This is a genomic window from Clostridium sp. (genome assembly GCF_021443865.1).
In the GTDB taxonomy this organism is placed as follows: Bacteria; Bacillota; Clostridia; order Clostridiales; family Clostridiaceae; genus Clostridium.
Genome location: NZ_JABUTB010000045.1, coordinates 38,939 through 53,983, shown reverse-complemented (window position 1 = coordinate 53,983; position 15,045 = coordinate 38,939). Strand labels below are relative to the sequence as shown.

Sequence of the window (15,045 nt, the reverse complement as noted above, 5' to 3'; positions counted from 1 at the left end):
CATAATAATATTATTATGGATTCATTTGTTCTTATATTTTATTGTATTTAATTAGTTATGTTTCTTTATTTTGAACACAAGATTAAAGTCTTCTGATGCACCATTATCATCTACATCACCTGATTGAGTTGCTGTACCTGCTTGTCCTAATAATTGAATTGTGTCACTGTTACCTTCAGCTATTACGCTTATTACTTCATTTGTATTTACATTTGCTAAATTAACTTCTGATGTATTTCCTTTTAAAGTTAACTTAACGTTAGCTCTATCTAATGATTCTGGAGAATCCATAGTTTCATGAAGAGTTATTCCTCCATTAACATCTGTTTCTTTAAAGCTTCCTACTGAAACTGATACTGCTACTGAACTTTTGTTAGCTATTGTATATGTAGGTGCTTTAAAGTTAGAAGCTTGGTCAACTGTGAATGATAAAGTTGTTGGAACTTCAACTTGAATTTTTCCTGATGGTGCAATACCATCTACAGTACTTACTGTTCCTGTTACTGTTACATTTGCATCAATAGTTTCAGTGTCGTTTGCCTCATAAGTTTGAGCGTGAGCTGGAATAGCTGTTGTAGCAACTACTGCTGCTGCCATTAATAATGATAATACTTTTTTCTTCATATTTATTTTCCCCTCCATTTATTTGTTGTTTAACTTAAACAACTTGTTAATTTTGTTTACGAGAATGATTTTATACTATATTTATATATTTTTCAACACAATTTTTATATTTTTTCTTACCAATTTAATACAACATTCGACATCAATATGTTATGCATTGTAATTTCTTTAATTAAACTTAATTATAGTGAATAAACACCATTAAATCTCTAATTGAATTACTTAATAGTTTATGGTTACTTCTTAAAGAATATTTTTATGAATTATTGAAATAATAACTTATAATAGTATAAATATTGTCTCTTTATTAAAGAATATGATAATCTAACAATTAACAACATTGTTAATTTAATATTTATTACTAATCAATAACAATTATTGATTTATTTAATATAATATAGTATAATAATGGTAAATAAAAAACATATAAAGGGGTGTTAAATATGGACGGAATTGCATGTGCATTAAGCAAAAAATGTAGAAGAGAAAAATCAGAAGAGATCGTAAAGAAAATGAATCAAGAACAAGAAGCATACGAAAATATTTACGAAAACGATAACGATAAAAATAATAATTAATTATAGATTACTTTATTAGAATTAAATAATCCGCAAAAATAGCTGTCATATGGACAGCTATTTTTACGGATTATTTAATTTATTGATTTAATTCTGCATAATAAGCATCAAATAATGGAACAGTTAGGTATGCACCTAATACAGTTTTATATGTTGTTTCTCCATTAAGCACCCCATAAATCCTTACAATATCATCTTCTAATATTTTTAATCCATCACTATAATGGTAATTAACATATATGGTGTCTTTATAGTATGTTGAATATGTTCCATATTTAGTTATAGATACTCTTACTATATTTCCACTAACTTGAACAACCTCACCAGTAAATACTGCAAGCTTACATTCTACATTTTTAATTTATTGTGTTATCTCTATATTAGTTTCTATTCTTCTTGAACCTGCTCCACTTTGTCCATTTCCAATTACCATATTATTATTAATTCTATACTTATATAATTTATAGCTATAATGTACATCCATTTCTTTTGAGCTAAACTTATATTTATCAAACTTTAATCCCTTGGATATTTCAAATACATATTCCCTTTCTTCATTTGGATTAAAATAATAACTATAATTGTATTTATCCCCTTCTCTATGGTTCATTAAAGCTTCTCTTTGATTATTGTCATAGCCATCAAACATTGGTTCTCCTTGAATAGCACCACCTAACTTTAAACTTATATTATCAAAAGTAGCATAATATTTGCTATTGTTCTTTATACTTACTTTTATCTTATAAACATTATTATCCTCTTCTACTCCAATATATTTTATCACTGGCACATCCTCTTCAAAATTTATAGCATTATTATAAAAAACTTTATCTCCTAAAAGAAAGTTAAAACTAAATATAAAAATTAAGCTTACAATGAAGATAGTTAAACTTACAATTATATATTTTTTATTCATTTTATATCCCCCTATCTTATATCTCTTTTTAAATATACTGTTAAAGATATTTTCATTGAAATTAAGAATATAACTATAGCTATTATAAATAAAAGAATAATATATATATTTGCAGATACTACTTTAAAATCATAATTAGGGAATTCAAATATTCCATAAATACTAGCTCCTATTTCTCTAGAAATACTTATAAGTAGACTTTCTTTTCCATTATTTATAAACTCATTAATAGTACTATTTGAAACAGTTAAATACCCACATAAGATAGTAATAAAAGGAAATAACATTCTAAGACCTTTATATCTATAATTAAATATCATAGGTATAATAATTGAAAAACTATATAATATAATTAAACTGCTTACAACTACATCTTGCAAAACCATTACTCTCGATGGCTTTAACATATTTGTTCCAAATAATATGAACATTAAAACATTTGATATAAACAATACTAAAAGTACTAATATATATTTTGAATAAACTACATCTTCTCTTTTATTTGGCATACTTAATATATAACTTTCACTATTATTTAAGCTATCATAATAAAAACTATTCATAACTACTATATAGGTAATAATAATTGGTAAAATAGTAGGAAATATAAAAGAAAAGCCATTTAATAAAAATAATCCAACTATAAAAGTAAAAATAAATATTCTTATTGATTTTACCTTAAGTCCCACTAATAAATCCTTTTTAATTAATTGTAACATTACTTTTCCCCCTTTATGTAGTGATACATAATATCTTCTAAGGTTGGAGTACTTATATTTTCAGAAACTAGTTCTTTGTTATTTATAAATAACCCCTCTTCATAATACTTATTTTTCTTTATAGATATAAAGTTTAAATTACTATTTTTTAATTCCTGCCTAGAACCTCTAAACAATCTAAATCTTTCTCTTATCCATTCCATATCCTTAGTAAAAACTTGCTTACCTTTATTTATAAATGTTATATAATCTGCTATGCCATCTAAATCTGAAGTTATATGAGTAGATATAATAACACTTCTACCTCCATCCTCAATTACTTCCTGTAATAGCTTTAATATATCCTTCCTAACTAATGGATCTAATCCTGCTGTTGGTTCATCTAAAACTATTAGCTTTGCATCATGAGATAGAGCACCCGCTACCATTACCTTTATGGCTTCTCCCTTGGATAAATTTCCAATATAGCTTTTATTTTTTATTCCAAAGCTTTCTATATATGAATCAAATAATTTTTCATTAAACTTTGAATAAGAACTTTTCAATATTCTTTTATAATCTTTAATGTTTAAATGCTGATAAAAATTAAAATCATCAAATACAAATCCTATATTATCTTTTACATAAATTTCATTCTTAAAAATATCCTTATCAAAGATCTTAATTTCACCTTTATCAGCCTTTAATAAACCAAGAATAAGCTTAATTAAAGTTGTTTTCCCTGAACCATTAGGACCAATTAAACCCATAATATATCCTTCTTTTAATTCAAAAGAAATATCTTCAAGTTTAAATTCTCCTCTACTTTTACATAAATTCTCCACCCTAATCATATTAATCTCCCTCATAAAACAAATCTATCATACTTTGAATATCACTTTTATCTAATTTTATAGACCTAGCTATAGCTAAAACTTCTTGAAGCTTTTCTTCTATTTCTTTTAACTTCTCTTCATAGACTAACTCCTTATTAAAAAAAGAAACATAACACCCCTTTCCCCCTACAGTTTCTATAAAACCTTGATTCTCTAATTCTTCATAAGCTCTTTTGGTAGTTATTACACTAATATTTAAATCCTTAGCTAAGGACCTAATAGAAGGTAATTTTTCATTAGGAGCTAATTCTCCCTGTACAATTGCTTCCTTAATAGAATTAACAATTTGCTCGTAAATAGGAAGCTTTGAAGAATTACTAATTAATATCTTCACTATATCACCTCACATAACTGTATTTTCCGTAAATACTGTATATGTATACTATATACACATTAAAAATAAATGTAAATATATTCTAAAACAAAAATTTCGACAAAAGAAAAATAGATATAGAAAATATATTACTGGCACTGGAAAAATCCAATTGACAGTAGTACAATCCTATCTCCACTTTTTTTTTATTTTCTATGAAATTATATTTAAATGTAGCCATATAATATAGTATGAACATAAATTATTACACCATAGTAATTTATGCGAAAGTAATACTTATATTTTTCATGGGGGGAATAATTTATATGTTAGTTGAAATATTAGTTATTGGATTTTTTGTTATATTAGGTATTATTCTTTCAATTGGGAAAGGTTCTTTCTTAATAGCAGGATTTAATATAATGTCCAAAGAAGAGAAAGAGAAGTATGATTCTATTTCTTTAAGTAAGTTCATGGGTAAATTTATGTTTATTATTGCAATTTGTATAACCCTTTTTCTTTTAAGTGATATTTTTATGCTTGAAATACTATTTAATATGGGCCTTACATTATTTTGGATATCATTAATATTCGTAATAATTTATGCAAATACAGGAAATAGATTTAAGAAAAAATAAATGTTTGAAATTATTTAGTTTTCCTCAAATTTAAATAATATTTATGAAGAATATTAAAAAGGACCAGTGACTTTAAAATCACTGGTCCTTTAAATTCGTAATATCTATTGTCAAGATTATCTTAAAACTCACCTTCATTCCTTCATTACTTCATTCTTTCATTTCTTCTCCATTCTAATATTTTTCTCTACCATTCCCATTGCTTTATAAAATTCTAATGCTACTTTATTAAAACTCCAAACTCCAAGTTCTAATGCATCTGCACCTTTATTTTTAACTAAATTATAAACATACTCAAATAGAATTTTACCTAAACCTTGTCTTCTAAAGGATTCCTTAATGCATATTTCATCTATATATGCGTAATATCTATCCTTTAACAAATCTATGTTTTTTAAATCCACATATCGTATAATAGTGTATCCAACCACTTTATTATCTATTGTAATAACTATTACTTCTATTTCATTATCCTTTAAAATTTCATTAAAATAGCATTTACAAATTGGTTTCCTTTCTTCTTTATATATATCAGGTCTATTTCTCACATGACACAAATGTAATTCTTTAGAAATGTTACATATACTTTTGTAATCCCTCAATTTAGCTGTTCTAATATCTATCCCAAAAAATCACCCCATAACTTTAAAATACAAAGACTTCAATTAACAACTAATATATGTAACATTCTTGAAATTTTCTCCTATAATAAATTATAAAATACTATATTAGGAGTTTATATATGAATTTTAACGATGATGATTCAATTCTTTATCAAGATGATTCTAGTTTAAGACCTCCTCCATTTTCAAATTTTCAACCCTTCAATCCTAATCCAATTCCTGGTTTTCCACCAGGGCAAAATCAAGGAAGTAATTTAAATATTGGAGCTCCACCTAACTTTACCCCTGATAAAAATACTCCTGGAGTTAAAAGCTTAGGTCCACAAAGTAATTCTCCTAAAGGAAAAGGTCCTGAAGCAAAAGCTGTAAGTCCTGGCTCCATAAGTTTTTGCTTATTTAAATTTACTTATATATGGGAAAGAGGTGGTAGAAATTACTGGGCCTACTTACTGAATGTTGATAGAAAAAGTGTATCTGGATTACGTTGGTTTAGGGGCTCATGGGTTTACTTTGGAGTAGACTTAAGGAGAATAGATTCATTTATATGTTATAGAAATGATCCTACAGAAAATGAAAATACACGAAAAGAATCATTAATTCAAACTAAGAAGGAATTTAAAAATGATGCAGTTAAGCATACTTATACAAGAATATTATCTTCAGTAGAAATTCCTGAAGAAAGAGAAGATTTTATAATAAGTTACTTAGGTGAAGTTGAAGGAAATGATTTAACTGTAAAGGTTCCATGTAAACAAAGAAGAACTATCAGCTATAGAATAGTTTTAGAAGTTAAATATCCAGAAAGCTTTAATAGAAATACAATAGATGAAATTAATAATATTGCCTTTGAAGCGTCAAATGAAGCCCTTAAATATTTAGATGACTTTAGAGACAGTAAGAAATTCCTAACACCTTTTGAAGTCTTTAATAATTCCACTAAAAATATAACTAAAGCTGTAAAAGTTTTTTCAGCAGAATTTACAGCTAAAATCAAAAAAATGAAACTTCCTAGAGACCTTTCAAAAGAAATAGAATATTCATTAACAGAAGAAAAAATAGAAGAACCATGGAGATTGGTTTAGACAATTGATAATGCGTAATGCACAATGCATTATTAATTGTGCATTGAAAGTGCATTCCTTAACAAATAAGAGAGCGTTTGAAACACGCTCTCTTATCTATTTAGGGATATAATATATTATTTATTTTGAATGTATATTTTATATTCAAAAGGTAAAACTTTAATATTTTTATTTAGTATTATGTTTTTTTCTTTTATACAATCTGTGATAGTTTTATCTTGTAATTCTTCTGGGAGTGTAATATCTACACTGATATTATCATTATTTAGAATTACATATAGAATTTCTTCTACTGTTTCTTTTTTGTACATTAGTGTATTAGTTTTTGTATCTATATTTACCCATTGGAAGTTTTCTATTTTAAAGCTTTCATGGGTTTTTCTTAATTTTATTAAATTCTTTATAAATAGTTGTAGGTCTTGATTTTGTTTTTCTTTTTCCCATATCATAAATTCTCTATTGCTATGTTGTCCGCCTGTCATTCCTACTTCGCTACCATAATAAGTACACGGAGTTCCTGGGAAGGTAAATAATAGTATATATGCAAGTTTAGCTACATCTATATCTCCATTTACTACATTTAAGAATCTTTCTGTATCATGACTATCTAAAAGATTAAATAGATTTTTAGTTAGATGCTTTGGATATTGCACTAATAATTTGCTTATTTCAAATTTAAATTCTTCTGCATTATATTTAATTTTAGAAGTATCATTACTTCTAAAGAAGGACCACATAGGTATTGAAAACTCGTAATTCATAACTGAATCAAACTGATCTCCTTGAAGCCATGGATATGAATTATCCCAATTTTCACCTAATAAAAATACCTCTGGATTTATAGCATTAACTTTCTTTCTAAGTTCTCTCCAAAAATCATGAGATACTTCATTTGAAACATCAAGTCTCCAGCCATCTATATTGTATTTTTCAATCCAATGGCATGCTACATTTATAAGATATTCTCTTGCAATCGGATTACTTGTATTCCACTTTGGCATAGATTGAGTATATGCAAAGGTGTAATAATTAAGTTCTTCTCTTGGTGCTTCTTGTGGTACACCATTTACTAATTCTCCATATACTATTGGTTTATTTTTATCTAATACATAAAAACAATCAAAATACTTAGAATTAGCACCCTTTTCTATTACATCTTGCCAATAGGGATGGAAAAAGCCACAGTGATTAAATACAGCATCTAACATAACCTTTATTCCACGGCTATGTGCTTCTTTAACTAGCTCTCCTAGGATTTCATTATTCCCAAACTCTTCATCTACCTTAAAATAATCTATAGTATCATATTTATGATCACTAGGAGATTCAAAAACTGGTGTTAAATAAATTCCATTAAAGCCCATGGACTTAATATAATCAAGCTTTTCTATAATCCCTTGTAGATTTCCATTTAAGCTACCCTTTGAGGCAGAAAAACTCTTAGGGAATATTTGATACCAGATAGTATCTGCTACCCATTCTGGTGCTTTATAAATATCCTCTTCATTTATATAGGGATAATTATAATAATTAAATAAGTCATATAATTTTCCATTATCCTTAGTGTAAGGAAGCCTATAATGGCTTCCAAAAATATATTTTTCATTATTGTTTTCAAGTACAAAACAATATTTAATTCTCTTCCAATTAATATCTCTTATTTCTGCAAACCAAACATCATGATCTCTTGTAACCTGTTCTTTTACCATTTTAATTCTATATACTGATTCTATATCAAAATCATATATGCCTGATCCATCATTTCTAGGTACCCAATTAAATGGATCTACTGCTAAAAGTTCAATAGCTTCTACATCATCTTTAGCTGTTTTTATCCTAATATGCAGCTTGTCTTTACTATATGCATATGAATAAGAACTTTTAGGCTCATGTATAACAGCTGCAAAATTCATAGTAGTTCTCCTTTCACTATTCACTTGTTACTAAAGCTTCAAAATCACTTTGTGCTTTTTTAGCTCCTTCTTCTGGTGTTAATTTACCATCAAATACTGGATTTAAAACACTTTGCATTATTGTCCAGTAGTATGAAATTCTCTTTGTACTTGGCATAGGTACTGAATGTTTAAATTGTTCAGTGTAAACACTTAAATCCTTATCTTCAATTAATCCTTTTACCTTTGATATATCATTTTTCGCAGTAATCTTATATGATTTTTCATATAAAAGTTGTGCTCCTTCATCAGATGATAAGAAAGTTGCTAATAATTCTGATGCATTTGGATACTTAGAATAAGTAGAAACATATGCACTTTGAACTCCACTTAAGGATTTCATTTGCTTTCCATTTAATGTAGGAAGCTTAGCTACTCCAAAATTAACATTTTCAGCTTTTAGAGATTTAATTAACCATGGTCCTATTGGATAATAAGCAGTTTTTCCATCTTTAAAGTTTTGCTCAAGAAGTGTCATTGTTTCCATTTTTAAATCATCTGCTTTAATTGGAATTATTTCTTTTAATGCTGCAATATGTTCTAAACCTTTTTTAAATTCTTCAGTATTAAAGCCTGGATTATCTCCATCCTTTCCATCCGGTCCAAAAAGTTCAAAGCCATCTAAGCTTAAGTATGGATAAGCTGGGAATCCATCTGTTGGTACAGTTAAATACCAGAATTTATTTGCACTTGCATCATTATATTCAAGAGCTTCTTTTTTAATTTGCTCCATAGTTGTAGCTGGCTCTCCCTTAACTAAATCCTTGTTATATAGAAGTGCATATGTTTCTACTGATACAGGCACTCCATAAATTTTCCCATCAGTAGTAACTGTTTTAACTGCTACATCTGAAACTTGGTCCCTTACAATTTTAGTAGCATTTGAACTTAGCTCCGCTACTACACCTGAATCCTTTGCTGTTGTAAATAAATCATGAGGTGCTACAAATACATCTGCTCCACTTCCAGCTGGTCCATCTAACATCATTTTATTAACAACATCAAAACCACTTTCTTGAACATCAACCTTTACACCATATTTTGATTCAAAGGTTTCTGCTACAGCTTTACCAAATTCACCATCTCCTGAAAGTACCCATAAGGATAATTCTGCTCCTTCTTCTGGTGTTAATTCTGCTGATTCCTCTTTAACATTGTTACTCTCATCAGTTGGTATTTCCTTTTTAGCACATCCAGTAAATGCACCAAGTAACATAGATCCAACTAAACATAAATTGATAATCTTTTTAAATTTCATTTTAATACCTCCAAATTAATTTTTATCAGCACCTGCTGAAATACCTTGAACTAAATATTTTTGAAAAATAATAAATACAATAGTAATTGGTATAGCTATAAGTACAGCACCAGCTGCAAATATAGTGAAATTAATACTTTCTTTTCCGTTTATTAAAGCAAATAATCCAACTGCCAAGGTTTTAGATTTATCATTGGATAATAAGATATTTGGTAAAATAAAGTCCATCCAAGGAAGCATAAATTGAGATACTGCGCAATAAGTAATAATTGGTCTTGCCATAGGTATAATTATCTTGAAAAACACTTGGAATCTAGAACATCCATCTATATATGCAGCTTCATCAATTGCATTTGGAACGCCATCTAAATATCCCTTTACTAACCAAGTATTATAAGGTATAGCCCCTACGGAATATACGATTACAAGACTTATAGGTTTACCTACTAGCCCTAGTATTAGAAATAAAGTATATATTGCTGTCATTGATAAAAAGGTTGGAAACATTGATAAAATCATAATTGCCATAAGGCTTGTCTTCTTTCCTTTAAATTTAAAACGGGACATAATCCAAGATGTTAACATTATCAAAATTAAAGAAAAGAAAGTACTTGCTATTGCAATCTTTAAAGTATTAAAAAACCATGTTGCATAATTTGTCTCTGAAAATAACCTTCTATAATTATCTAAAGTTATTCCTGCTAAATTAATACTTGTAGATGGTCCACTTCCTCTTTGAAAAGAAGATAGAATTATCCACATAACTGGAACAATAACAATTAAAGACATAATAATAAGTTCTGCATTTATTAAAAAAGCTGTTATCTTCTTTCTCATAATCATTACCTCCTATAATTCCTTAAAGGATACTGTTCTTTTGAAATTCCAATAAGAAACACTACCTACGATAATAAATAGTAAAACGCTCATTACAGCTGCAATATCATACATTTGCTGATTTAATGTCAGTTTATATATCCAAGAAATCAAAATATCTGTATCACCTGCAAATTGCATTTTTTCATTTATAGGTCCACCTTGAGTTAGGAAGTAAATTGCTCCAAAGGAATTAAAATTTGCTGCCATACTCATAATTAAATTTGGAATAGTAGCTCTAAATACTAATGGAAATGTTATTTTCTTAAAAGCCTGATACTTTCCTGCTCCATCAATAGAAGCTGCTTCATAAAGGCTTTTATCTAAATTTGCAAATACTCCTAGCATCATAACCATAAACATTGGAAAGCTAAGCCATAAATTAACTACTAGTACAGTAATTTTTGCTACTAGGGGATCAGATAAAAATGGTATATTCTCTGATATTATCCCTAATCTTAATAAAAGAGTATTTAATGGTCCAAACTGTCCATTTAGCATATTTCTAAATACTAATAAAGTAATCATTTGTGGAATTGCCCAAGGTAAAATCAAAATAGTTCTAAATAGATTTTTAAATTTTACTGCTTTATGATTTACTAATATAGCTTGAAACATTCCTAAGAAATATGATGTTAAAGTCCCTATTAATGCCCAAAGGACTGTCCATGTTAATACCTTTAAAAATGTTTGAGACCAAATAGGTACTGTAAGTAATTTTTTAAAATTATAAAGTCCAACCCAAGATAATAGCTTACCTGGTGGAAGATGATCTCTATTGTAATTTAAAAAAGCAGTTAAAACAGAAAATATAATAGGCATAATTACTACAAATAAGAAGGCTATTCCTATAGGCAATAGCACTATATAAGGAAAGTTTTTATTTCTAATTTTTCTGAAATACTCTAGAGAAGTTTCATACTCTGAAGTTTCATCTATTTTCTTCCCTGTAAAATATGCATCCCTAAGATTGTATATATAGACTCCTATAAATAGGATTAAAGTAAATATAGCAATCATTCCATTAATAACTAACATAGTGGAATGGTCTCCGTATTTCCCTCCTACCTTTTCTCCTAGGGTTATTAATCCCCAAAACCCCTTTGTAAAGAATCCTCCATGGAGTCTAATAGAGAAATCATTTACATATCCTGCAAAATATTCTATCCAATATCCATTTAGCAGTTCCATAGATATCATTATTAACTGTAAAGTAAAAATTATAAGTCCTTTTGCTCTTTGCTTACAAATAAAAAACTGACCACTTCCCCAGAAAAAAATTGATAATAATAATGATTTTTTTCCTTTCATCCCAACCTTCCTTTCAAAATAATATAATTAAAAACATCTTTTGTTTAAATAATTTAAGATTTTACTTATACGCTTAACCTACTGAAATTATAGTATATGGCTAAACTAATATCAACGATTTTATATGCACATTTAAATCTTTAGAATATTGAACAATTCTTTATTTAATAACTTTTATTAAAAAGTACTTAATTTTTTTTATTAACCAAAAGTTAAGGATGTTTTCCTTGGAATTTCTATAGCTTTTCAAGTTTTATTATTCTTTTGTTAATTACTTAAATTTTCATTAATATAAAAAAAGGAAAATTGTACTTTTGGATATTTGCACAATTTTCCTTGTTAATTTTATTTATTTTTACATTGGCTTTATATATGAAAGGTTATTAATATCTCCATGGTTATCAAATCGAAGTAGCTTTTCCATAATATCAACAGCTTTTTCAGCTTTTTCTCTATTACTAACAATAATTCTTTTAGTATCATCTAAAAGCATAAGATCTCTTTCAGAATTTACTACTACGCATATATTTTTATTATCTATATATTTTTCCACTTGCATTCCTAGTAATTCACCTATTACTAAGGCTTTTCTCTCCTTACGTTCTTCAATAAATTCTTTTAAATCACTACCATATTTATTAATAAAAATATCTTTTTCAGGAACTTTTTTAGATATATCTTCTAAAGCTCTTTTACTTGAATAATCCTCCATAACTACATAGAAATTTTCACCTAGAATCTTTTCCGCCTTATCTAAAACAGAATTATAATCAGTTAAAATCTTGCAGAATATATCATCTTCTATGTATCCATCTAAGAATATTGCAGGTACAAAAAATCTACTAGCTATTTCTTTAAAATTTTCTTTATCTAAGTCTACAATAAATACAGCATCAAGTGAACGCTTTTGTCCAATTTCTACATCCTTTATCATTTCTTTAGTTGGAAGCAAAAGAACATCATAACCTAAAGTATTTAGCTTCCTTTGAATTTCCCTTGATAAGTCATAATACTGATATAACTTACTCTTCTTGTTCTTAGCTTCCATATTAATTATTATTCCAACCATGTAGCTTCTCTTACTCGCTAAGGATTTTGCATTCATATTAGGCACATAATTTAGCCTATTGGCTACCTCAAAAATACGCATCCTTGTTTCATGGCTTATATTTTCTTTTTTTGAATAATTTAATACATATGAAACAGTAGCTGTTGAAACTCCAGCTTCGCTAGCAATATCTTTCATAGTAACTCTCTTTGTAAACATATAACCACCCCATATATCCTCTTATTATGGGATTAAGTATAGCACCAGCAATATTTACTGTCAATTTATGCATATTTAATGAAATATCCTAAATTAATTAGTATTTTTTATAAAAGAAACTAACAGAAATAAAAATTTAGTAGTAACTACTTATCTTAAAATAAATCTCTTTTTTTAAGATAATGCCCGTAAATATATAAACCTCCCCTTGTCCAATTCACAAGGAGAGGTTTATATTTTAATTTATTCACTTTTTATAAGTTTATAATTAACTAAGTTTTTCTTTTCTTTCATTGTACATTGTAATTACTAGTGTTAATATTAATCCGCCCCATAGTACAACTGCACCTAATAAAAAAAATCCAAATGCAACTCCTGTCATTTTAATTCCCCCTTTATTATTTATTAATCTAATAAATTATTTTTCCATTTTCTTTTACTAATTATTAAAGCTAGGATTATTCCAAATCCAATTATGCTCCATCCATAAGCAAATAATGCTGAAAGTGGATATCCACCATATGGTGATTTAATTTCAGTTATTAAACTTTGTACTAGCATAAATATTAGTATAGCAGGTGTTAAGAACTTAACACATATGTTCCACCACTTACCTATTCTAAAATAAGAAATTTCATTGGTATGGTCTCTAACAACATCTGGATTAGAAATCCATCCAATTAATAATACTTCTAATAATCCAACAACTACTATTCCATAGTTATTGACAAAGTTATCAATTATATCTAAGAAGTATAGTCCTGCACCTGAAGCATAAATAAGTCCTGTTGAAATTCCTATAAGGCAAATCACTGTAACTACCTTATTTCTAGCCCATCCAAATTTATCTATAAATGGTGCTGAAACTGCTTCTATTAATGAAACTGAAGAAGTCAACCCAGCAAATAGTAAACAAAGGAAGAATAATACTCCTAATACATTTCCTAATGTACCCATTTCGTTAAATACAGCTGGGAAAGCTACAAAAGCAAGTCCAACTCCATTAGTAACTACTTCACTCATAGGAACTCCTTGAAAATTAGACATAAAACCTAATATAGAAAATACAGCTATAGCCGCTAAAAATTCAAAACCACAGTTTGCAAAAGCAGTCATAAAGGCACTATTATTAATATCAGTTTTTTCAGGTAAGTAACTTGAATAAGTCATCATAATTCCCATTGCTAAGCTTAATGAAAAGAATACTTGTCCATATGCAGCTATCCAAACCTTAGGATCCATAACCTTAGACCAATCTGGTGTAAATAAAGTATTTAATCCTATTTTTGCTCCTTCTAAATTTACTGATCTAATTGCAATTATTATCATTATTACTACAAGAGTAGGTAAAAGGAATTTATTTGCCTTTTCTATTCCGCCTGAAATTCCCTTATAGCATATTATCCAGTTAATAAGCCAAACTACTATAATTCCAATAAATATTGGTAAAATATAACCGCCGAATTCAAAAGGTGATGATGTAAGCTTTAAAAAATCAGCATTAAAAAATGCGTTACTATCAGATCCCCATGACTTTTTAAAACTAAAGCCTAAGTAGTTTACTGTCCAACTTAAAATCATTGAATAATATGTTAGGATGATAAAAGCATTTATTGTTGGCCACCAACCAAGCCATTCCCATTTCCTCTTTAATTTTCCAATAGCTAATGGTGTTGAACCTTTAAATTTATGTCCTAATCCATATTCTAATATTAATAATGGTATTCCAGCTGTAAAAATAGCGAAGAAATATGGTATTAAAAATGCTCCCCCTCCATTAGAATAAGCGATGTAAGGAAATCTCCATATGTTTCCTAGTCCTACTGCTGAACCTACTGCTGCAATTATAAATCCAATTTTCGAACCCCATTGTTCTCTTTTTTCTTCCATTATTATGCCCCCCGTTTATTTTAACTTTCAACTATATTTATATATAATATATTAAAATGTTAACAAAATCAATATTATATTGATAAAATGTTATAACTTTATTTGTTTTATTCATTTTTTATT

Annotated in this window: 16 protein-coding genes; 3 read left to right on the top strand and 13 right to left on the bottom strand. The window is 27.7% G+C overall.

Annotation, left to right across the window (positions count from 1 at the left end):
• Positions 1 to 51: 51 nt before the first annotated feature.
• Positions 52 to 624: a hypothetical protein gene (locus HUJ77_RS09345; protein WP_291708316.1), complete on the bottom strand. Its 573-nt coding sequence runs from the start codon at positions 622 to 624 to the stop codon at positions 52 to 54.
• A gap of 443 nt (positions 625 to 1,067) precedes the next feature.
• On the opposite strand from HUJ77_RS09345, the gene HUJ77_RS09340 reads away from it, so the two are divergent.
• On the top strand, positions 1,068 to 1,202 hold the full coding sequence (locus HUJ77_RS09340; protein ID WP_291708315.1) for a hypothetical protein: 135 nt from the start codon (positions 1,068 to 1,070) through the stop codon (positions 1,200 to 1,202).
• Between the two features lie 361 nt (positions 1,203 to 1,563).
• On the opposite strand, the gene HUJ77_RS09335 is transcribed toward HUJ77_RS09340, so the two are convergent.
• Genes HUJ77_RS09335 through HUJ77_RS09320 form a run of 4 tightly spaced genes read right to left on the bottom strand, consistent with a single transcriptional unit; the run spans position 1,564 to position 4,046 of the window.
• A complete protein-coding gene (locus HUJ77_RS09335) occupies positions 1,564 to 2,118 on the bottom strand; it encodes a hypothetical protein (RefSeq protein ID WP_291708314.1) in 555 nt (184 codons plus the stop codon).
• An 11-nt stretch (positions 2,119 to 2,129) separates the two neighbouring features.
• Positions 2,130 to 2,837 (bottom strand): ABC-2 transporter permease, encoded by a 708-nt coding sequence (locus tag HUJ77_RS09330; RefSeq protein ID WP_291708313.1) that lies wholly within the window; start codon positions 2,835 to 2,837, stop codon positions 2,130 to 2,132.
• Positions 2,837 to 3,670, bottom strand: coding sequence for an ABC transporter ATP-binding protein (locus tag HUJ77_RS09325; protein WP_291708312.1), 834 nt, complete (start codon positions 3,668 to 3,670; stop codon positions 2,837 to 2,839). Before HUJ77_RS09325 ends, HUJ77_RS09330 begins: the two co-directional genes overlap by 1 nt.
• 1 nt (position 3,671) lies before the next feature.
• Complete coding sequence (locus tag HUJ77_RS09320) at positions 3,672 to 4,046, bottom strand: GntR family transcriptional regulator (protein WP_291708311.1); 375 nt, start codon at positions 4,044 to 4,046, stop codon at positions 3,672 to 3,674.
• Positions 4,047 to 4,351: 305 nt separating this feature from the next.
• Between HUJ77_RS09320 and HUJ77_RS09315 the strand changes: the two genes are divergently transcribed.
• The gene (locus HUJ77_RS09315) at positions 4,352 to 4,663 is read left to right on the top strand and encodes a DUF3784 domain-containing protein (protein ID WP_291708310.1); all 312 of its coding nucleotides are present in this window, start codon (positions 4,352 to 4,354) and stop codon (positions 4,661 to 4,663) included.
• Between the two features lie 158 nt (positions 4,664 to 4,821).
• Here the strand turns inward: HUJ77_RS09315 and HUJ77_RS09310 are convergent, their stop codons facing one another.
• Positions 4,822 to 5,211, bottom strand: a complete 390-nt coding sequence (locus HUJ77_RS09310) for a GNAT family N-acetyltransferase (RefSeq protein ID WP_291708309.1) — start codon at positions 5,209 to 5,211, stop codon at positions 4,822 to 4,824.
• Positions 5,212 to 5,405: 194 nt separating this feature from the next.
• Here HUJ77_RS09310 and HUJ77_RS09305 point away from each other — a divergent pair, with 194 nt between their 5' ends.
• Positions 5,406 to 6,368, top strand: a complete 963-nt coding sequence (locus tag HUJ77_RS09305) for a hypothetical protein (RefSeq protein WP_291708308.1) — start codon at positions 5,406 to 5,408, stop codon at positions 6,366 to 6,368.
• Positions 6,369 to 6,484: 116 nt separating this feature from the next.
• Here HUJ77_RS09305 and HUJ77_RS09300 read toward each other — a convergent pair whose 3' ends face one another.
• The 7 genes from HUJ77_RS09300 to HUJ77_RS09270 form a co-directional block, all read right to left on the bottom strand.
• A complete protein-coding gene (locus HUJ77_RS09300) occupies positions 6,485 to 8,281 on the bottom strand; it encodes a glycoside hydrolase family 13 protein (RefSeq protein WP_291708307.1) in 1,797 nt (598 codons plus the stop codon).
• A 16-nt stretch (positions 8,282 to 8,297) separates the two neighbouring features.
• On the bottom strand, positions 8,298 to 9,578 hold the full coding sequence (locus tag HUJ77_RS09295; RefSeq protein ID WP_291708306.1) for a maltose ABC transporter substrate-binding protein: 1,281 nt from the start codon (positions 9,576 to 9,578) through the stop codon (positions 8,298 to 8,300).
• Between the two features lie 15 nt (positions 9,579 to 9,593).
• Positions 9,594 to 10,415, bottom strand: a complete 822-nt coding sequence (locus HUJ77_RS09290; RefSeq protein WP_291708305.1) for a sugar ABC transporter permease — start codon at positions 10,413 to 10,415, stop codon at positions 9,594 to 9,596.
• 12 nt (positions 10,416 to 10,427) lie between these two features.
• Positions 10,428 to 11,765 carry a sugar ABC transporter permease gene (locus HUJ77_RS09285; RefSeq protein WP_291708304.1) on the bottom strand — a complete coding sequence of 446 codons (1,338 nt, stop codon included), beginning with the start codon at positions 11,763 to 11,765 and terminating at the stop codon, positions 10,428 to 10,430.
• Between the two features lie 355 nt (positions 11,766 to 12,120).
• Positions 12,121 to 13,032 carry a LacI family DNA-binding transcriptional regulator gene (locus tag HUJ77_RS09280; protein WP_291708303.1) on the bottom strand — a complete coding sequence of 304 codons (912 nt, stop codon included), beginning with the start codon at positions 13,030 to 13,032 and terminating at the stop codon, positions 12,121 to 12,123.
• A 268-nt stretch (positions 13,033 to 13,300) separates the two neighbouring features.
• Positions 13,301 to 13,414: a MetS family NSS transporter small subunit gene (locus HUJ77_RS09275; protein WP_291708302.1), complete on the bottom strand. Its 114-nt coding sequence runs from the start codon at positions 13,412 to 13,414 to the stop codon at positions 13,301 to 13,303.
• A gap of 23 nt (positions 13,415 to 13,437) precedes the next feature.
• Entirely contained in the window at positions 13,438 to 14,922 is a 1,485-nt protein-coding gene (locus HUJ77_RS09270) for a sodium-dependent transporter (protein WP_291708301.1), read from the bottom strand.
• Positions 14,923 to 15,045 lie beyond the last annotated feature (123 nt).